The organism is Colwellia sp. PAMC 20917 (genome assembly GCF_001767295.1).
Lineage (GTDB): Bacteria > Pseudomonadota > Gammaproteobacteria > Enterobacterales > Alteromonadaceae > Colwellia_A.
This window is the reverse complement of record NZ_CP014944.1, coordinates 4,483,966-4,504,940: the sequence shown is the minus strand read 5'-3', so window position 1 is coordinate 4,504,940 and position 20,975 is coordinate 4,483,966. Positions and strand designations below refer to the sequence as shown.

The 20,975-nt window shown below is 37.9% G+C and carries 17 protein-coding genes and 2 pseudogenes; 7 read left to right on the top strand and 12 right to left on the bottom strand.

What is annotated here, in order from left to right; genetic code table 11:
* Positions 1-22: 22 nt before the first annotated feature.
* The 3 genes from tal to add all read right to left on the bottom strand — a co-directional run bounded on the left by tal (position 23) and on the right by add (position 3,682).
* Positions 23-985, bottom strand: a complete 963-nt coding sequence (gene tal, locus A3Q34_RS19285; RefSeq protein WP_070376819.1) for a transaldolase — start codon at positions 983-985, stop codon at positions 23-25.
* A 64-nt stretch (positions 986-1,049) separates the two neighbouring features.
* Positions 1,050-2,270 carry a NupC/NupG family nucleoside CNT transporter gene (locus A3Q34_RS19280; protein ID WP_070376818.1) on the bottom strand — a complete coding sequence of 407 codons (1,221 nt, stop codon included), beginning with the start codon at positions 2,268-2,270 and terminating at the stop codon, positions 1,050-1,052.
* Positions 2,271-2,677: 407 nt separating this feature from the next.
* Positions 2,678-3,682: an adenosine deaminase gene (gene add, locus A3Q34_RS19275; RefSeq protein WP_070377268.1), complete on the bottom strand. Its 1,005-nt coding sequence runs from the start codon at positions 3,680-3,682 to the stop codon at positions 2,678-2,680.
* Between the two features lie 222 nt (positions 3,683-3,904).
* On the opposite strand from add, the pseudogene A3Q34_RS21305 reads away from it, so the two are divergent.
* The 4 genes and pseudogenes from A3Q34_RS21305 to A3Q34_RS19260 form a co-directional block, all read left to right on the top strand.
* Positions 3,905-5,095, top strand: a pseudogene (locus A3Q34_RS21305) (endonuclease/exonuclease/phosphatase family protein); the annotation flags it as partial.
* Complete coding sequence (locus A3Q34_RS21300; RefSeq protein ID WP_269447196.1) at positions 5,072-6,343, top strand: alkaline phosphatase; 1,272 nt, start codon at positions 5,072-5,074, stop codon at positions 6,341-6,343. The pseudogene A3Q34_RS21305 and the gene A3Q34_RS21300, both read left to right, overlap by 24 nt.
* A gap of 85 nt (positions 6,344-6,428) precedes the next feature.
* Complete coding sequence (locus A3Q34_RS19265; protein WP_070376817.1) at positions 6,429-8,819, top strand: endonuclease; 2,391 nt, start codon at positions 6,429-6,431, stop codon at positions 8,817-8,819.
* Between the two features lie 189 nt (positions 8,820-9,008).
* Entirely contained in the window at positions 9,009-9,791 is a 783-nt protein-coding gene (locus tag A3Q34_RS19260; protein ID WP_083278102.1) for a S1/P1 nuclease, read from the top strand.
* Positions 9,792-9,967: 176 nt separating this feature from the next.
* On the opposite strand, the gene A3Q34_RS19255 is transcribed toward A3Q34_RS19260, so the two are convergent.
* The 7 genes and pseudogenes from A3Q34_RS19255 to A3Q34_RS19220 all read right to left on the bottom strand — a co-directional run bounded on the left by A3Q34_RS19255 (position 9,968) and on the right by A3Q34_RS19220 (position 16,232).
* On the bottom strand, positions 9,968-10,642 hold the full coding sequence (locus A3Q34_RS19255; protein WP_231907394.1) for a hypothetical protein: 675 nt from the start codon (positions 10,640-10,642) through the stop codon (positions 9,968-9,970).
* A gap of 234 nt (positions 10,643-10,876) precedes the next feature.
* Positions 10,877-11,350: a Dps family protein gene (locus A3Q34_RS19250; RefSeq protein WP_070376816.1), complete on the bottom strand. Its 474-nt coding sequence runs from the start codon at positions 11,348-11,350 to the stop codon at positions 10,877-10,879.
* Positions 11,351-11,656: 306 nt separating this feature from the next.
* A pseudogene (locus A3Q34_RS20995) lies at positions 11,657-12,138 on the bottom strand (GGDEF domain-containing protein).
* A 658-nt stretch (positions 12,139-12,796) separates the two neighbouring features.
* Positions 12,797-13,804 (bottom strand): response regulator, encoded by a 1,008-nt coding sequence (locus A3Q34_RS19235; RefSeq protein ID WP_070376813.1) that lies wholly within the window; start codon positions 13,802-13,804, stop codon positions 12,797-12,799.
* Positions 13,788-14,282 carry a hypothetical protein gene (locus tag A3Q34_RS19230; protein ID WP_157471067.1) on the bottom strand — a complete coding sequence of 165 codons (495 nt, stop codon included), beginning with the start codon at positions 14,280-14,282 and terminating at the stop codon, positions 13,788-13,790. Before A3Q34_RS19230 ends, A3Q34_RS19235 begins: the two co-directional genes overlap by 17 nt.
* Positions 14,279-14,548, bottom strand: a complete 270-nt coding sequence (locus A3Q34_RS19225) for a hypothetical protein (RefSeq protein ID WP_070376811.1) — start codon at positions 14,546-14,548, stop codon at positions 14,279-14,281. Before A3Q34_RS19225 ends, A3Q34_RS19230 begins: the two co-directional genes overlap by 4 nt.
* Before the next feature lie 646 nt (positions 14,549-15,194).
* Entirely contained in the window at positions 15,195-16,232 is a 1,038-nt protein-coding gene (locus tag A3Q34_RS19220) for a helix-turn-helix domain-containing protein (RefSeq protein WP_070376810.1), read from the bottom strand.
* A gap of 433 nt (positions 16,233-16,665) precedes the next feature.
* Between A3Q34_RS19220 and A3Q34_RS19215 the strand changes: the two genes are divergently transcribed.
* A complete protein-coding gene (locus A3Q34_RS19215; protein ID WP_070376809.1) occupies positions 16,666-17,277 on the top strand; it encodes an alpha-ketoglutarate-dependent dioxygenase AlkB family protein in 612 nt (203 codons plus the stop codon).
* 189 nt (positions 17,278-17,466) lie between these two features.
* Here the strand turns inward: A3Q34_RS19215 and A3Q34_RS19210 are convergent, their stop codons facing one another.
* Entirely contained in the window at positions 17,467-18,699 is a 1,233-nt protein-coding gene (locus tag A3Q34_RS19210) for an NADH:flavin oxidoreductase/NADH oxidase family protein (protein ID WP_070376808.1), read from the bottom strand.
* Positions 18,700-18,803: 104 nt separating this feature from the next.
* Here A3Q34_RS19210 and A3Q34_RS19205 point away from each other — a divergent pair, with 104 nt between their 5' ends.
* The gene (locus A3Q34_RS19205) at positions 18,804-19,208 is read left to right on the top strand and encodes a MerR family transcriptional regulator (protein WP_070376807.1); all 405 of its coding nucleotides are present in this window, start codon (positions 18,804-18,806) and stop codon (positions 19,206-19,208) included.
* A gap of 30 nt (positions 19,209-19,238) precedes the next feature.
* On the opposite strand, the gene tnpA is transcribed toward A3Q34_RS19205, so the two are convergent.
* Positions 19,239-19,451, bottom strand: coding sequence for an IS200/IS605 family transposase (tnpA, locus tag A3Q34_RS19200; protein ID WP_070376806.1), 213 nt, complete (start codon positions 19,449-19,451; stop codon positions 19,239-19,241).
* Positions 19,452-19,479: 28 nt separating this feature from the next.
* Here tnpA and A3Q34_RS19195 point away from each other — a divergent pair, with 28 nt between their 5' ends.
* Positions 19,480-20,715: an RNA-guided endonuclease InsQ/TnpB family protein gene (locus A3Q34_RS19195; RefSeq protein WP_331710958.1), complete on the top strand. Its 1,236-nt coding sequence runs from the start codon at positions 19,480-19,482 to the stop codon at positions 20,713-20,715.
* Positions 20,716-20,975 lie beyond the last annotated feature (260 nt).

The window sequence follows — 20,975 nt, the reverse complement described above, 5'->3', positions numbered from 1 at the left end:
TGAAGGGTTTCCTAAAGTTATCTTAAAATAATTGGCTTAGTTGTACTTCGAGCTTGCACTGGTCAATGGCAAAGTTACGAATACCTTCTGCTAGTTTTTCTGTTGCCATCGCATCTTGATTCATTTCCCAGCGAAACTCAGCTTCAGTTAATGCTACGGGTTTATCTTGAACACGAGTTGCAGGCATTAATTGCTGCGTTATACCTTGATAATTATCTGATAATTCACTCATTAATGGTGGACTGATCGTTAATCTGTCACAGCCAGCAAGGGCGATAACTTCATCGATATTACGAAAACTTGCGCCCATCACCACAGTATTGTAGTCATGCTGTTTGTAATAATTAAAAATTTCTGTAACAGAAATCACCCCAGGATCTTCATTGGCTAAATAGCTATCACGACCAGTATCTTTTTTGTGCCAATCAAGAATTCGACCAACAAAGGGTGAAATTAAATACACTTGTGCTTCAGCACAAGCTTTTGCTTGAGCAAAACTAAATAACAAGGTTAAATTACATTGAATCCCCTCTTGCTCAAGTTGTTTAGCCGCTTGAATACCTTCCCAAGTTGACGCCATTTTTATCAAAATACGTTCTTTACCAACACCGGCTTCTTGATACATAGCGATAAGTTGACGAGCCTTAACAATACTTGCTTCTTTATCAAAAGATAAACGTGCATCAACTTCAGTAGAAATACGACCGGGTACAATCGCTAAAATTTCTAAGCCAATTAATACTGATAATTTATCAGCCGCAAGACTGACTTCAATGGCCTTGTCTTTAGTCTGACTTTTTGCCCAATTAACAGCTTCTGTCAGTAAGTTTTGATAAGCAGGTATAGCAGCAGCTTTTAATAATAATGAAGGATTTGTCGTCGCATCCATTGGTGAAAATTTTGCTATAGCTTCAATATCCCCCGTATCAGCAACGACTGTTGTCATGGTTTTTAATTGTTCTAGTTGAGATAGTTGTGCTTGCATAATAATTCCTGTTAAAAAGTTTCTGTTTATTCGTTTGTTTATTCGTTTAAATTAATGAGGTAAATTAGATAAAAATTCCCGCAATAGTTGCGCTCATCAGGTTAGCCATAGCCCCAGCGAGAACCGCTTTCATGCCAAGCTTAGCAATATCGGGCCGACGAGAAGGAGCCATGTTACCCATGCCGCCTAATAAAATAGCCACGGAAGATAAGTTAGCAAAACCACAAAGTGCAAAGGTAATAATGGCTTGGGTTCTGGCACTTAATTGATCAGCAACAGTAATAAAATCTAGATAGGCGACGAATTCATTGATGATAATTTTTTGACCAAGGAAACTCCCAGCCATGTTTGCTTCATGCCAAGGGATCCCAATAAGATAAGCGACCGGTTGAAAAATATAACCTAAAATCAGTTGTAAGCTCAGGTTTTGTAGGCCGAACCATTCTCCAAAGCCACCTAGCAAACCGTTTACCATCGCCAGTAGGGCAACAAATGCTAATAACATAGCACCAACATTTAGCGCGAGCATCATGCCATTAGATGCTCCGGTGGCCGCTGCATCAATAACATTAACGGCCTCTTTAACATCGCTTTTCATATCGTCTAAATTGTCGTTCGGCTGTTCAGTTTCAGGCACTAACATTTTTGCCATCAGCAAGCCGCCAGGGGCAGCCATAAAGCTAGCGGCGATGAGATATTTTAAATCAATACCAATACCAGCGTAACCGGCGACTACCGAGCCTGCTACCGATGCTAAGCCACCCACCATTACCGCAAAAAGTTCAGAGCGGGTCATCTTAGGCAAAAAAGGTTTTATCACTAAAGGCGCTTCGGTTTGACCAACAAAAATATTTGCGGTCGCTGACATAGATTCAGCTTGACTGGTTTTAAGAAGTTTTTGCAAACCACCACCAATAAACTTAATTACCAACTCCATTACACCAATATAATAAAGCACGGCAATCAACGCCGAGAAAAAGACGATGACGGGTAAGACATGGAAAGCGAACATAAAGCCTAAACTTTTTTCACCTATTTGTTCGCCAAATATAAAGCTAATACCGTCATTGGCATAGCCAATAACATTAGATACACCGCTAGCAACACTCAACAAGATATCTTTACCTGCGGGGATATATAACACAAAAGCACCCAGAGATATTTGTAACACTAGTGCACCAATAATCGTTCGCCAATTAATGTTCTTTCTATCTGACGAGGCGAAATAGGCAATAGCTAAAAGGACAAAAATCCCCAAAATGCTGCGTAGTATATTCGTATCCATGTTATTCCCTGTTATTTTGATTTTATTATTATTTTGATGACAATGGAGACTAAGACCAAATACAGCATTTTATTTATTTTGAGTATTGATATTAAAAACCTGACTATATAGTCAGGTTTTTAATCTAAACTAAGATTCTACTTAGGTCAATAGGATATTATCGAATAACCACCAATTACTCGGATACTACAACAGCAATATTTATCGATAATATTAATGATGATCCCACTAGCAATTTAGTTGATAAATTGAATCACTATATCAACTACTTATGATTGTTAGTAAGACTGCTGCACTATCTTCGCTAAGTCATACCTAGTTGGTCAAAGTTAGATTGCTAAAGGCTTTAGCACAGCCAACTCCAACAAATAAACACAGTAATATTAGCGTTTATGTTATGACACTTCTCAACCCCTCTTCATTGCTGTCTGTCTCAAGACTCGCTTTTCATGGTCAGATAAGAAAGCCATTTTTAACGCGTTATCTTGCAATGTACGACACTGGGCTTGACTAAGCCCCGCTTCAAGTGCCGCCTGCTGATATTCATATTTTATGTCACACCCCTGCACAGCAGGATCGTCACTGTTGAGGCAAACAAGTAGACCTCTATCAAGAAATGTTTTAACGGGATGCTGACTGATATTTTTTACTGTCCCTGTTTGATAATTTGACGTTAAACATGATTCAATGGCGATATTATGCTGATACATATAATCCATTAATTTTTCATCACCCACAGCGTGAGTACCATGGCCAATGCGGGTTGCATGTAATTCATTGATAGCCTGATAGATACTCGATGCTCCATCCGCTTCACCGGCATGAATAGTCACCTGTAAGCCGGCTTTATTAACCAAAGCAAAGTGTTCAACAAAGAGTTGGCCTGGCTTGCCTAATTCATCTCCAGCTAAATCGACCGCGACAAGTTCATTTTTGTGTGCAAGTAAGGCATGTAACTCCTCAAAACAGGCATTAACACCAAAGGTACGACTTAAAATACCAATAAGGTTAATTTGGACAGGAAAATCTTTTTGCGCTAACTTTACGCCGTCGACCACCGCAGCAACCACGTCGGTGACATTGAGCTTATGTTCCATAGCCATATAATAAGGAGAGAATCTTAATTCAGCATAATCAAGCCCTTGCAAAAAAGCATCTTCAACGTTTTCATAAGCGATACGTTTACATGCCTCTAAATTAGCTAACACGCTAACGCCATAATCAAGTTTTTGTAAAAAAGAGACTAAGTTACTTTCTTTACCTTGAATTTGTACATGCTGTAGTAAATCAGTCAAATTATCAGCGGGTAATTCGATACCATGCTGTTGTCCTAATGCCAGAATTGTTTTTGCTCTTATATTGCCGTCTAAATGGCGGTGTAAATCAATAAAGGGAATATCTCTAAACATTATACTATTCCTTAACATTTTATCTGTTTATACTCATGGACAAAGAAAACTTGACCATATGGTTAATTTATTTTACATTCTAAACATAACCTGACACAAGTGACAAGTTATGTTTGATTGATGACTTATTCACCTACTAATATAAGTACATGAAATTGTGATAAATATATGAAATTTAAAATACAATTACTGACTAAAATTAAACATAAAAAGAACTATAAATCGCTGAAAATTAATTTTATTCAGCTAGCTTTACCGCTTTTATTAGCTGTTTTTGTCACTCAAGCATCCGTTATTCAACCTGCAATAGCCCAACAACCTCACATTAGAATAGCAACATTTAATGTCAGCATGGATGCAACTAATTATCTACCTAACAATAAAATAGGGTCAGGTGTTGAACTTATCGCTGCTCTTAAAGACGATCGTCAACAAATTAAGAATATTGCTGAAATTATTCAACGTAACCGCCCAGATATTATTCTCCTTAATGAATTTGACTATATTGCCGATCCAAAACAAGGCGTTGAAATATTTTTAAAGCAATATTTAGGTAAATCACAACAGGGAATAGCTGCCATTGATTACCCCTATTATTATTTTGCTCCGGTAAATACTGGTGTAAGCACACCTTTTGATTTGGACAATAACGGTAAAAAAACTAATAATCTTGGCGACGCTCAAGGTTATGGCCACTTCCCTGGTCATTTTGGTATGTTGGTGCTATCTAAATATCCAATTGATGAGGATAATATTAGAACTTTCCAACATTTCCTTTGGAAAGATATGCCCAATGCCATAGTGCCAATCAATCCAAGTACGAAAGAGCATTGGTATAATGAACAAGAATGGCAAATGCTGCGTTTATCGTCTAAATCGCACTGGGATATTCCGATTAATGTCCAAGGTAAACTTGTTCATATACTAGCAAGCCACCCTACACCACCGGTGTTCGACGGTGAAGAAGACCGTAATGGTGCTAGAAACCATGACGAAATACGCTTTTGGCAAGACTATATTACCCCCAATAAAGGCAATTATATTTACGATGACCAAGGTGGTAAAGGTGGGTTAACATTAGATAGCCGCTTTGTTATTTTGGGTGATCAAAACGCCTCTAAAGATGAAGGTGCTGCCCGCAAAGAAGGTATTAGTAACCTCTTGACTAGTCCTTTTATTAACAATGATATGACGCCTGCTAGTGTCGCTGGGATAAAAAATAGTAACAGCCCTTTTGCTGCGAATCATACCGCTGGTTGGGGTATGCAAGCAGACTATGTTTTACCTTCTCGCCTTGGCATTAACCTACAAAATAATGGTGTTTTTTGGCCAAAGAAAGACAGCCCACTTTATCGCTTAATTGAAACCCGCTCCGCTTCATCTGATCATCGTTTGGTTTGGGCTGATTTAACTTTAACAGCCAAAGATAAGCAGGCTAAAAATATTATCATGGTTATTGGCGATGGAATGGGACCCGCTTATACCACGGGTTATCGTTATTATATGGATAATATAAATACGCCACGGGTAGAAACAACTATTTTTGATGAACTGCTAACAGGCATGGCCAGTACTTATCCGGTTAATAGCCAAGGTTACGTTACCGACTCTGCCGCAGCCGCTACTGCATTATCTACCGGTTATAAAACCTATAATGGTGCGATTGGCGTTGATGTAAATAAAAAACCATTATTAACGCTAATGGAGCGAGCAAAACAATTAGGCAAGAAAACGGGCTTAGTGGTTACCTCCCAAATCAACCATGCAACTCCTGCCGCCTATTTTTCTCACAATGAAAGTCGTAAAAATTATAATGAAATCGCCGACAGTTACTTTGACGAAAAAATTAACGGTCACTTTAAGGCTGATTTAATGCTCGGCGGCGGTAGCAAATATTTTATTCGCCCAGACAGAAACTTAGTCAGCGAATTCAAGCAGGCAGACTTTCAATATATTGATGATTTATCAAAACTTACTTCGCTTAATAAACAACAACCGGTATTGGGTTTATTTGCTGAAGTCGGACTGCCGTGGACACTTGACAATAAAAATGAAAACCATTTACTGGCAATGGCTAAAACTGGCGTACGACATTTAGAAAATAATCAAGGTTACATACTACTTGTTGAAGCAAGCCAAATAGACTGGGCGGGTCATAGTAATGATATCGCAGCGGCTATGGCTGAAATGCAAGATTTAGCCGAAACACTTACTTGGTTGAAGAACTATGTGGAAAATCGTGATGACACCTTATTAGTTGCCACGGCAGATCATAGTACAGGTGGCTTAACCCTGGGTGCTAATGGCGATTATCGTTGGCAGCCTGAATTTTTAAAAAACCTATCCGTATCACCTAAAAGTATTGCAACAAAATTAGCGCATCAAAACACAGCTATTTCTGCCCAGCAATTAACAGACGCTCTCGGCTTTATTATTACCGACCAAGAAGCTAATTTGTTTATTGAGCGCAGCGATGAAAAATCTATCTATGAGCAAATTAAATTATTAATTGATGCAAGAACTAATACCGGTTGGACTTCTGGTGGCCATACCGGTATTGACGTACAAGTCTTTGCCACCGGTAATGGTGCTAAAGCCTTTAACCGTCATCAAACTAATACCGACATTGCTAAGCAGCTATTTTTGGTGCTTGAAGGCAATTAACTAAGATTCACTAATGGTCATTAATGACTGAATAATACTAACGAAGAGACTCAATACCATTGAGCAAACAACCTAAAGGAAAATTATGAAAATACAAATGTTAACAGCGGTACTCGGCCTTAGCGTGCTTTCTAGTCATGCTAATGTTGTGATCACTGAATATGTCGAAGGTGGAGGTAGTAATAAAGCCATTGAAATTTCTAATCTTGGCAGCGAAAATGTCGACTTAGCCGCGGAAGGTTATAAACTCGACCTTTATTCTAATGGTAAAACAGAAACAACTAACGGTATATCATTGCAAGGCGTATTAGTGCCAGGCTCGAGCATTGTTGTTTATAACAAGGATGCCACTGCCGAATTTAAATTTGATGCTCCTCAAGGCCTTGAAGATTCAAGTGCCACTTATTTTAATGGTGATGATGCCCTATTACTTTCAAACGCTAATGGCGTTGTTGACAGTTTTGGACAATTAGGAACAGACCCAGGCAGCAACTGGGGTGAAGGTGATTTTTCTACTAAAGATCATACTTTACGCCGCTTAACATCAGTCACTGAAGGTGATACCACCTCTGACGATGCTTTTGACCCCGCGACACAATGGGCAACCTTTCCAAAAGACACCTCAGACGGTTTAGGATGTTCTGGTATAGCGGCCTGTGATGGCAATCAACCCCTACCGACTGAAGGCGGCGCATCAACTGGCCAAGGCATTGTTATTATCACTGAGTATGTTGAAGGCGGTGGCAGTAATAAAGCCATTGAAATATCTAACTTAGGTACTGCAGATGTAGATTTAGCGGTAGATGGTTATAAACTAGAGCTTTATGCAAATGGCAAGACAGATTCACCAAATGAGCTATTATTGCAAGGTTTACTTGTACCCGGCTCTAGTATTGTTGTTTATAATCAGGGGGCAACTGAACTATTTAAATTTGATGCTCCTCAAGGTATTGAAGACACAAGCGTAACTTACTTTAATGGTGATGATGCTATTTTACTTGTTAACAATGCCGGTATTGTTGATAGCTTTGGCCAATTTGGTGTTGACCCAGGTAGCAATTGGGGTACGGGTGATTTTTCAACAAAAGATCATACCTTACGTCGCCTTAACTCGGTCACCGAAGGTGATACCACTGCTGATGATGCTTTTGACCCAGCAACACAATGGGCTACTTTTGCTAAAGATACCGCTGATGGTTTAGGCTGTAGTGGCGAAGTAACTTGTGATGGTTCACAAGCTTTACCTACTGCTGGTACGCCTACTGGTGATGGATCAACACCTGCTACAGGAATTTGTACAAACTGCCCTGACTTAGCAAAAATAGCTGACCGAACGACTTATGTCGAAGCCACTTATTATAGTCAAGCAAACGCTGCAGAAACCGCTGGTTTACGTGCAGCCATTACAGCGGACATCAGTGTTAATCATAAACAGCTAACCTACTCAGAAGTATGGACAGCGCTAACCAGTACCGATGAAGATGCTACAAATGCTGACAACATAATTTTACTCTATTCAGGACGTTCAATTGCCAAAGCAGATAACGGTAGTGGTTCCGCTTCAAGTAATCAAAATTTTTGGAATCGAGAGCATACATGGGCTAAATCACATGGTTTTCCAGAGACTAACCAATTAGGTTATACCGATATTCATCATTTGCGCCCTACTGATATATCGATGAATAGTGACCGTGGTAATCGTGATTTTGATATTGGTGGCACCGCTAATACTGAAGCGCCTGAAAACAGAAGCACAGCAGATACTTGGGAACCAAGAGATGACGTTAAAGGTGATGTTGCCCGTATGATGTTTTATATGGATGTACGTTACGATGCAGGTACAGAAAGTACCATGCCTGATTTAATCTTAGTTGATACTGTTGGTACAGCAACGAGCAAATTGAGTGATGGTACTGGCAAACTAGGTAAATTGTGTACCTTGTTTGACTGGCATTCACAAGACCCCATAGATACCTTTGAAATAAACCGTAACCACACTATCTATGAGTTTCAAGGCAACCGTAATCCTTTTATCGATCACCCAGAATGGGTCGATAGTCTTTATGCTTCAGCTTGTGGTGCTGCTAGTGATGGTGGTGATGCTAATGCAGCACCAACCGTTTCAGCAGGTGATGAACAATCAGTTGCTTCAGCTGCTAACGTAACACTAACCGCAACGGCTGAAGATAGTGATGGCAGTATTGCTAGCTATGTTTGGACACAAACTAGCGGTAAAGGTGCTGTTCTTGCTGTTTATGACACAGCTACCATTACTTTTGTTGCACCGAAAGTTGGTAAAGATGAAAGCCTAATATTTAACGTGACTGTTACTGATGATCAAGGTAAAACAAGTTCAGCCGCTGTTACTATTAATGTTGCCGCTGAAGTAATAGAAAAGGAAGATACCAGTGGTGGTACTGTTTACTTTTTACTTGCAGGACTTGCCCTACTATCGTTAAGAAGATTTAATAAGTAGGTTACAACTCACCTTCTTGTTAGCAGAGCGAGTTGCATTAATGATAAATTAATGTAACTCGCATCTCTGCAACTACCAGCAAAACCTCTCCAAGTAATAAAGTTCTTTACTGCTCTATCAAGCTTACTCATACTTAGATATAAAATAGTTTACTGCAGATAAGAAAACACTAAAACAAGGATTATGTAGATGATAAATAAAAGTTTGATGGCTGTTATGGTCATTACACTCGCACACCTGCCGATTAAATCAGCATTCGCACTTGGCCCTAATGGGCATCGTATGGTTGCCAAAATAGCCGAGGATAACTTAGAACCTTCGGCCAAAAAGGCGCTAATGCAGCTAACCGATGGTGCGCCATTAGCTCAAATGGCTAATTGGTCTGATAACATACGTTCAGATAAAAAATGGGATTATGCTAAGCCTTGGCACTATATTTCTATTGATGATGACGAAGTATTTGATGGGCTAAAAAGAAATGAAGATGGCGACATATTAAAAGCTTTAGCTGATTTTGAAAAAAAACTTCGCGATAAAAAAATCACCAAAGAAGAGAAATGGCAAGCACTAGCTTTCTATATTCACTTTGTTGGCGATATTCACCAACCGCTTCATGTTGGACGCAGAGATGACCTTGGCGGTAATAAAATAACCGTTAAATGGTTTGGAAAACCAACAAAACTTCATGCTGTGTGGGATTCGTCAATTATTGAACATCAAAAGCTTTCTTATACCGAATATGCTAACTTTTTAAATAATCAAACGCCAGACACCATTAACTTATGGCAAGATACCGTTTATCTTGATTGGGCTAAAGAATCTAAATCGAACAGAGAAACAGTCTATGACTTCCCTGAAGATAAAGAATTAAGTTACCAGTATGCGTATAAAAACACCCCGATATTAAATGAACAAATAGCCAAAGCAGGCTTTCGTCTTGCTGGAATGCTAAACGATATTTTTAAAGAATAAATAATCGTTATCCACATAAGAGCCTAGTAAATATCTGGGCTCTTTCAGTTCAGTAAAACGCCGCAACTAAATAAGTAAAATCATTACCTAGGCTAATTAAGCCATTATTTATTAATGGTTTTACCTCAAAATTTCTAATGGATTCAATCGCTACTATTTTGCTAACGCAAACAATTTTACTTCATTAGATATTTTATTGCCGTCTGCGCAAACTGCTGTAAATTTATTGGAATAATAACAAAGAGCGCTATCCCTTGATCAAAGTCAGGGTTGAGCTGACAATAATATTGAATTTCTGCTTTGTCGCTACAGCGCAACATTTCCAACTCCTGCTGGCTATAATTACTGCTTCGATTGACCGAAACTAAACAACGCAACTGATTTTCATTACAGTTTTTTCCGTTTGGATTAAAACGCGTAAACAATTCCTTGGGTGCAGATTGCCCAAAATGTGGCCAAACAATGGCGGTATTCTTGGCAATTGCTCGATACATAGCAGGGCTAAGCATAGTATCGGCATAATAGTGTTTGCGCCAGGGTCTTTGTAACCAGCTTTTAAAGCTCTCTTTAATTGAAAATAAAAAAGTATTACTCCCCTTTCTATATTGTGGAAGAAATGCAGCAGAAGCCTTAATTACCGTATAATTTGCACTGTCTGTGAAGGTGAGTAAGCAGTAGCCTATGATTTGCTCATTATTGACGTAAAGTCGCAACTTCCTCTGATTGGGCTCAGAGCTATCAAAATATTTTAGCAGATAATCTTCTGCATCTATATCAGTAAAACTAACCTTGATAATATCGCTAAGTGCGTTTCTTTGCCAAGCTGACAACCATTGTTTAGACTGTATCAAGTCTAAGGAGCTGAGTTCACTAATAACAAATCTCTCCAATAATGTAAGTTAAGGTACTAGATTAATCTTAAAAGCTTATGGGTGCCAGTCATCAAATAAGCTACGGGGCCGATTAGAAGCGTTATTTATAGAGTGTTTTTAAGGACTAGTCGGAGTATTTTGTAAGGTAGACACTAAAAATTGAAAATAAGGGGGTTGCGATAACCACCCATTATTTTCCGTTTAATTAACTTATTATGATTCTTTAGTCGCTCTTAACATCCACGCTGTTTTCTCGTGAATACGCATACGATCAGACACTAACGAAGCGGTTGACTCATCATCGGCAGCTTGTGCAATTTTTAAAACTTCACGCGATGTTTTAATAACTTGTTCGTGCCCTTTTGTAAGTAACTCAACCATCTGCGCAGAACTTGGTACACCGTCAACCTCTTTAATAGAGCTTAATTTTGAAAACTCTTTATAGGTTCCTGGTGCAGGTACATCTAAGGTTCTAATGCGTTCAGCGATGTCATCAACAGCAATTGCTAATTCGGTATAATGCTCTTCAAACATCAAATGTAACTCACGAAATTGTAAACCGGTTACATTCCAATGAAAATTATGTGTTTGCAAATATAGCGTATAAGAGTCGGCTAAAAGTCGTTTTAAACCGTCTGATATTTCCGTTCTATTTTCTTTATTTATGCCAATATCTATATCAGTCATGTAATTTCCTAATTTTTAGAATTTGATAAATGTATAACGCCTATCGAACGAGCGATAAATTGTTGACTAAAATTGAAAACTTCAAACGCCAGTCAATTGTTTACGTTTTTTATTTGAGCAATTTAGATTCGTACTCTGCTTTGATTTCTAAAGCAATTCGTATCATAGCACAAATCAGCCTTACCTATAAACCAGCATAATATTTACTATTATTATGCTGGTTTATAGGTAAGAGATTTATGTCCAATTTTAGTAAAAATATAGAGTAGAGTTTAAAGCGTTCATAACAACAATAATTTATCCTCATTATTTAAGCTGTTTTTGCTGATACATCATGCGATCAGCGTGACCAATTAAATCATCTAGTGATTCGCCATGTGTTTTCCAGACAGCGAGACCATAAGAAATTGAAGTAGGTGTTTTTTTCGCCAAACTATACTCATCAACCCCTTTCGCTAGTCGTTCAGAAAGTTTAGTCACATGATTTTCAGAAAATATATTAGTCAAGACAATGATAAATTCGTCACCCCCCATCGCGCCAAAATGTCTTCTGTCCTCAGTTCTTTTAACAGCCCTTTCGCCGTATTTTTTATCACCATATCGCCATATTGATGACCTTTAACATCATTCAATGATTTTAATTTATCGATGTCAGCAATCATAACCGCATAGAGAAATTTATGATTAAGACATTGATGAGTTACCCTATTGAATGCCTCATAGAAGCCAAACCTATTTAGGGTATCTGTAAGTTGGTCTAATTGAGCTTGCTCCTTATAAAGTGCCATATTTTCAGTTTCGCGGTCTTTATCTTCAAAGAACATAATCACACCATTACTTTTATCATTACACCTAATATTGGTAAAAGATGTTTTACAGGTTTTGTGGCCTTTAATATTAGTTCTAATCGCTATTTCTCTGATGTATCGACTTTGATTATTTGTCATCACATCTGACAATATTAATTGCAGCTCATTAGACATTAACTCATTGATTAACATTGATACCTGCTCAAGGGTTTTAAGTTCTGCAGCGTTAGGAGTAAACCATAGTGAAAATTGAATGTTCACATGGAGCAACTTACCATCAACATCAAATATTGCTACGGGTATCGGCATAACATCAAGAAAGCTTCTAGACAACGAAATCGGTTTATTCACTCGATGACTTAAATTAAACAAGTGTTCACCAACCTTGTCAATATCAGTAAAATCATAAATATTAATCCTTTTATAAAGGTATCGACCTAAAGATTATTAATTGAAAATCTGCAAGAATAAAGCCTGTCCATTTTGTTATCTCGCTCGTAACTCTAATGGCGACTTAACCACTAATTTTTAGTTATTAAGTTTGCTGGAAGTTTTTCTATTAATAATGCTTTTGTCTGAGAGTATGGTGCTCTTAAATAACGAAATTTTAAAATCACTAAGATACTTTGCTAATGAGCTATGAACTTGCCTTTAACTCTGGCCACTTATTTTTTATAAGTAAAATATCCGGTAACACCACATTGAAAAGTTTAATAAGATCGGGATCAAAATGACTTCCCGACACTGAATTCATATGAGCAATAGCCTTCTCAACTGGCCATGCTTCTTTATATGGCCGCTCAGATGTTAGGGCATCAAAAACATCGGCAATAGCAACGATTCGCCCAACCAACGGAATTTCTTGCCCTTTAAGATGATTAGGATAACCAGAGCCATCCCATTTTTCATGGTGAGTTAAAGCAATACTAAGCGCCATACTTAGTAGTGGAGAGTCATTTTCGCCGATGATGTCGGCACCAATATTGGCATGGGTTTTCATAATAGCCCACTCCTTGGCATCTAATTTCCCCGGCTTTAATAAAATATGATCGGGTATACCAATTTTGCCGATATCATGCATTGGGGCAGCATTAAGAAGTGTTTCTTGAGTAAACTCATCTAAACCAGCAGCCATAGCAATTAGTTTTGAGTAGTGGCTCATGCGAATAACATGTAATCCAGTTTCATTATCTTTATATTCGGCGGCTCGTCCTAACCGCTGGATAATTTGCATTCTGCTTTCTTTTAGCTCATTGACTCCAACCAAAGACAAGTGGGTTTTCACTCTGACGCGTACTATTTCTGGGCAGATCGGTTTAGTAATATAATCGACGCCCCCTGCTTCAAATCCCTGACATTCATTTGCCATATTAGACATTGCCGAAACAAATATAATAGGAATATGAGCGGTACTTTTAATCTTTTTTAATGCTCGACAGACTTCATAACCGTCCATTTCTGGCATCATGATGTCGAGTAAAATTAAATCAGGTTGCTGCTCTATTGCAATTTCAATGGCACGCTGTCCATTTTTAGCAAACACCAATTGATAATTTCCCACTAGCACTTGATTAATGACCTGTAGGTTATTAGGTTCATCATCAACCACCAAAATTTTCGCTTTAGCATTATAAGTTGACTGCATTTGCTGACTCCTTGCTCAGTAGTAATTCAATATCGATTAACGCTATGACTCCTCGTTCAAAATAAAAGTCGGCAACAGCACAACGTAACTTGTTAGTCAGCTCATCAGGAATGTTTAAATGAGGCAATTGCTGAATTAGTTTTTTTAGAATGAGGTCATCTAGCTGAAAGTTCTTGAATAATTCACCTAGAATTTTAATTTGTTCAATAGCTTCGAGCTTGCTAATAACCGGGTAAAGTTGACGGCTATTAGTTGGTTGAACTAATCCGTTGATTAACGCCAAACTGTGGGTAAAGGTATGTGTTAAAATAGTCAGGTGATGTTGTGCGGCTTCGATATTTTTAGACTTAAAGTCATCATTCATAATGAGCATTTGAATATCCATCAAAGCAATATCAAAGGTTTTACTTGGGAATGTTTCCACTGCTTTTAGCCCATTAACCACCCAAGTAATGTTATGCCCATCGACTCGCATCAATATGCTACCTCAACACCTGAAACATAACCTAGTGCATCCGCGATGGTAGTCGCGCCAAGGCTATCTATTTCATTCAGAGTAAGCACATACACAGCGGCAGCGACTTTATGTAAAGTCTGCTTTTTTTTTGATAGTGAGGTTATTTTAAGATTAAATAGTTTGGTAAGACTAATACCCGTAATATCGATGCTAGTATTTTTTGCATTAGCCAGTGCACTAGCACTAGATAATAGTGTAAGCACTTGTGCAGTAAGTAATATTCTCATGGTTATATTCCCTTATATTCCTTTATATTACTTATCCTTGTCGCAAAAATTTGATATCCAAAACTATAATAAAATCATAGGATACGACTGGATGTGCTTAAGTAGTTTTAATACCTGAATTAAATATATTTGCCTTAACGACCATAACGACGGTGATCAATAAATTTGTCTTCAATTAAACGATTCACTAAACTCGGTTTATTTAGCTAACTATAAGCGTTTATTTAGAATAATCCTTAACCAGTAACGACATTATCTAGACAACTAAAGACACCTCACTAAGTGGCTAACTTATAATTATTATCTTTATAACAACTAAGCTACATAAGTATGGGGTCAGCTGTTTTCAATATAGTTTTTTAGATCATTAATAAAGATTACCAAGTAATAATAACGCCTTAATGTCGCGAGTTAACCCAGTAAAACAAGTTAAAATTATTGATGTAAATAAAAGTTGAATACGGTGGCTACATTTTATGAGAAAAATGCAATTTTATTGGCTGATCAAGACCTATAAAGCTTTAATAAGCCCGCTATTAAGTGAACAGTGATTAAAGTGTCTAGTAGTAAGAACAGTTACGTTAAATTAATACCAACTGACAGGGAGTTACATAGCCAACTATTGAGTTACCAAGATGTAAATTATTTACTGATAATCTGATGGCGAAACACCTGTCCATTTCTTAAATGCCCTAGAAAAACTTGATGGCGAATTAAAACCCAGCCGATAAGAAATTTGAATTAAACTCAGTTTATTTTGCTTTAATAGTATTTGCGCATGATTGATTTTTTTTGTTTTCAATAAAGTACTAAAGTCAGTATTAAAGCGTTTCAAACGGCGTTGCAAGGTCTTGACACTAATGTTCATCTGCTCAGCTACAAAAACGATATTTAGATTATTTGAAGCAATATTTTCTGTCATTAAATTCTCAATATCAGAGAGTAATTGAATATAAGTTTTAGACAACTTATTATCTACGAAGGGCTCTAAACCAATCGAGTGTGTTGAAAATAAATTCTTGGTCGCAAGAACATTCTCTTTAAAAACAATGACATATTTCCCATTGTCGGTGTACGTAACAGGATAGTCAAATGTTTTTTCAAAGCTGTTTCTTTGACTTTTTAAATCAAGCGTTATCTTTGAAATAATATCTAAGTGGGCAGGAAATATTTGATTAATTATTTTATAAACCAGACAAAATCCAATTTCTAGTGTCGTTCTATGGACATTAACCAGCTCTGCCCGCGATGAAACAACTAATAAGTTGCAATCGCCCTTAACGACTAAAGTGACCTCAATCAATTTATTCATTTGCTCACTAGCAAAAATAATTTTTTCTAATAAATCACCTAGCGATTTAGCATCTGCTACGATGACACCCGTATGACGTAAGAAATGCAGTTGAAAAATAGCAGCCACCGCAGCAGGTAAAGCTTCTAAACCTGAATATAGTTCAATATTATCGTATAGCTTAAGCACAACGTCCCGTTGAATAGAATCTAACTCACGTAAAGAAGCGACGTTAATACCTACTGACGATAATAAATTGTTTGCGGGTAAATTTTGTTGTTGCAACGCCATATAAATAAGACGTATCCAGCTACCGTCAACGAACTGCTTTATATCGTAGCTATTTTGCTCTGGGTGGATAATTGTAGAATGTAGTTTTTTAACCACGACCATGGGCTTCCAAAATAGATTTATCTTACATAATTGACAATGAGTATTAGATAAAATTACTTACTGCAGTAAAGGTTCTACTTAAGACATTAAATCAGATGTTTTTTAACAATTTTAGTCTTAACACACGAAGTCTTTATCTTCACCGTTAAGGACATTTTTAATTGCAGAATATTATTATGCTCAGACAGTATCTAAATCCAATTTCATCTTCAATCAGGGAAACCCCCTACAAAATGTTGTTTTATTGTGGTAAATATTGCTGAATTTTAAAGTGGCGACGCAAGTATCGATGAGTTTTATTATCTATTGTGCTATGATTTTGAGAAGTTCAGATAATTGCTCGGCGGTGTTAACTTAAGCACGCTTAGCCTATTTTCATCAACCACTGTCTGTGCTACCGCTATTTTACCTTCTCATTTTAAGTGTTATTGCCATGGATCTATTCTCATCTTTATTCGAACAGCCGATTAATCTTTTGCCGTATGATGGTGATGTCGATTATTTTGGTGAAATTATCTCTTTAGACGATAGCGACTATTACTTTAATCGCTTACTTAACCGTATTGATTGGCGTTGTGACCAAGCAGTTATTTTTGGTAAAACTATTGAAACAAAAAGAAAAGTGGCTTGGCATGCTACTGAATGTTTTAGCTATACCTACTCAAATATTACTAAAACAGCGTTGCCTTTTACCGATGATTTACTTTCATTAAAAGTACTTGTCGAGCGCCATAGTGGTGAAACGTATAATTCATGCCTACTTAACCTTTACCATAGTGGAGAAGAAGGCATGGCTTGGCACAGCGACGGTGAAAAAGATTTAAAGGACCAAGGTGCGATTGCATCGTTAAGTTTTGGTGCTGAAAGAAAGTTTGCTTTTAAGCATAATATATCAAAAGAAGTCATTACCTTACCCCTTAAAGCGGGCAGTTTGTTAGTCATGAAAGGGCCAACACAACAGCATTGGCTACATCGTTTACCGCCAACTAAACTCATTAAAGATGCAAGAATAAACCTTACGTTTAGAACGATTGTCAACACATAACCGATTATCGTTAACAAGAGTAATTTTCGTCAATTTATAAAAGCAAGATCATGAATATACCGCCATTAACCGTAAAACTATGCTTTATTGTTAACGACCTTAGGTCCTAGTCAACCGCTAATCAACGGGGTTACTCGACAGTATCTGTTGACAACGCCTTATACAAGATTGAAATAATATCAATATGCCCTATTCATTTTCATACGTTTTTCGATAGATTTTAGTCAGTTTTTTAAGTCGTAGTTGGTCAAAAACCAGTGAAAATAATGGTGATGAGTTTAATTTAGGGGCTTTACCTTTACCAATACGTTGTAACTGACGTTTGGTAATAGCCATCGTTGCAAGTGCGGCTAATGTTTTATCTTGCCATTTTACTTGAGGTAAAATGGCTACCGCGTCTGGTGACGTTTTCCAGCGCTGAGGAAGATTTGGACTAAAGGCCAGCGCTCTGCCAATGCCGACCATATCTACGCCTTCATCTACTACTTTTTGTGCAATCGCTAAACGGACAATCCCTCCTGTTGTCATAATTGGCATAGGAGCGTGTTTGGCAATTTCTTTCGCAAACTCAAGAAAATAAGCTTCTCTATTTAGGGGCTGTCCATCAGCTGTATTACCTTGCATTGCTGGACTTTCATAGCTACCACCTGACAATTCAACTAAATCTACTTTTAAATGGCCAAGTTCTCTTACCACGACTAAGGCATCTTGTGCATCGAAACCACCACGTTGGAAATCTGCGGAGTTTAACTTAACCGCTACCGCTATATTTTTAGGTATAACTTGCTTGACCGCCTTAACAATTTCATAAAGGAGGCGAGCACGATTTTCAAGGCTGCCGCCCCAGCTATCATTTCTTTTATTGGTCAGCGGCGATAAAAATTGTGATAACAGGTAGCCATGGGCTGCGTGGATCTCAATACCATGAAACCCAGCTTCAACAGCACGTGATGCTGTGATAACAAATCGCTGAATTAACGCTTGAATTTCAAGCTCGGTCATCGGACTTGGTTTACTAAATAACTGACTATGCTTCCCCATATCCAATGCAATATCTGAGGGAGAAAACACCTGCCCTCCCATAGCAGCATAGACTTGTCGGCCAGGATGATTTATTTGCATCCATATTTTTGTGCCATTTTTGCTTGCTATTTCAGCCCACTTTTTAAAGGGCTCTAAGGGGGTATCTTCCTCTAAAGCAATACCTCCTGGGCCGGTCATTGCACGGTGGTCTACCATAACATTACCCGTAATAAGCAGACCCGTGCCTCCCGCAGCCCATGTTTTATATAGTTGAAAAATATCATCGCCGGGTAAATGGCCTGTGACAGCCATATTTTCTTCCATGGCGGCTTTTGCTAAACGATTTGGCAGAATTGCGCCATTAGGAAGAGTTATCGGTGTAAATACAGAGTGTCTCAAGTAGAACTCCTGTTAATAAGTTTAACGAGCTGGATTTTGGACAAGTATAAGCTTAAAGTTAACTTTAATGTCAACAGTTTACATACATATAAAGTGACTACCCGATGAAAATTAGTGAGTTAGCAAAAATAAGTGGTGTACCACCCTCTACTATACGGTTTTATGAAGCCAAAGGATTACTCCCTAAAATACAAAGAAATATAAATGGTTACCGACATTATTCTCAAGATAGTGTGCAGCGTTTAGCAACGATTGAATGTGCAAAGCGGCTAGGTTTTAGATTGGCAGATATCTTGAATTTTTTAGCAGACAGTGGCGTAACCGAAGGACTTGATCACAACAAAATAGTCGAGCAACTTGATATACGCTTGCTTGAGGCAGAGAGTTTGATTAAGAAATTATTAGCACAACGAGACGAAATAGTATTATTTAAACAACGCTTACAAGAGAGTTGGCAACAAGGTAAATGCTTAGCGGTGGGCGAAATACTTTCAGCAGATCAAAGGTAAAACAGGGATGAAAACCGATGGTTCAGTTTGTTAACCTCTCATTATTAAAAGAAGTATATGGATGTGATCCTTGTCTACTTCAATCTCCTCAACTGAAAAGTCAGAACTATCTGATATGTCTAAAACAGCCTGCTTTACAAACTCTCCCATATCGCCAAAAAGTAGTTGCTTTCGATATTTAACCACGAGAATTAAATGCAGAGCAATTAAGTACTTACAATGTGAATTCGTTTGATATTCCACTTGACAATCTCGATTTGTACAGTAGCCTATACAGTATATAAAAAAGACGCTCAGATACAATTATCGGCTCAAGCCGACGGCAGAACAAGAAGTCAAACTCGTTGAGTTTGGAGCATACGCCCGTGGCGTATGGAACTTGTTGCTATCTGAAAATATGCGTCGATATCGGTACGATAAAACATTTCTTTTTTACAATGAAATGGTATCGCTGATAAAAGATTTAAAAATGTTCGATGAATTCTCATGGCTCAAAGATTTTGACTCTGCGGCTTCACAACAAGTGGCTCGTGACCTTGAAACAGCACTAAAGAATTCATTCAATAAAGGCAGGCTTCAAAAGTTTCCTACTTTCAAGGTCAGCTTTAAGCAGAAGAAACTTCACGATGATAGCTACCGCTCGGTCAATACGAATGAAAATATAAGACTGGAAAATAACGGCATCACTATTCCAAAAATTGGTACGGTTAAAATTGCACTTCATCGTAAACTTAAAAGTAAAATCAAGTCAGCAACCTTCAAGATGAGGCACGGGAAGTGGTACGTTTCACTGACTCAAAAAGTCGAGTGCAAGAGTAAAAAGCAAGTGCTATCAACACTTGTGGGCTATTACATCAACAGCCACTATACGGTTGTCGGCTCAAATGGTCTGTACGTTGAAAACCCGAAAGTTTTGAAGAAGTCATCAACGAAATTAAAACAAATTCAAGTCCAGTTGAGCCGTCGTAAGAAAGGTTCGAATCGCTGGCACAAAACAAAATCACGTTTAAACAAAATTCACGGGAAAATCTCTAGCCAACGCCTAGCGTTCGCTCACGAAGTATCATGCTCGATAGCCAAGAGTAGCGATATTATCGTGTTTGAGGATTTAAACGTGAAAGGAATGCAGCAATTTAATGGCCAGATGGTGAATGATAATGTGATGGGAATAATCACTGAATTAACCAGGTATAAGGTTGAATTAAATGGCGTTGTTTACCATGAAATTGGTCGGTTTGTGAAATCTTCCGGCATTTGCTATGGATGTAAGTATGAGCATAAATTCGATTTGAGTGTGCGAGAATTTTCCTGTGAGAGCTGTGGATTAGTACAGTGCAGAGATTTAGCTGCAGCTAAATCTGTTGCAGACACAGGCGAAAAAGAGTTAATAGCTAATGGGATATTAGCTAGGGCGTTGCCCAAATTTCAGCAGAAATCACCTTCTAAAATGAAAGTCTTTGAGCAATCAAAGTTTGGTGTGGGATCTGAGAAAAAAGAAGCAGCCTAGTTATCAAAAGCTAGATTGCAGAAGCCCCGTGATCAGAGCGAAGCGAAGTCGCGGGGTAGTTCACATTAATGACCTTAAATATGATCACCTGAACAACAGATAGGCTGTTTGTTGAGCAGTGACATTGATTCTCTATTTAAATATTGTTTAACAAAAGGTCTTGTCGCACCGTTAATTAGCATGGTTGACACGAATCACGCGCCAACCTGAGTAACACCGATCACTAAAGGTAAAAACGTAAAATTAACCTTAGCTATTCG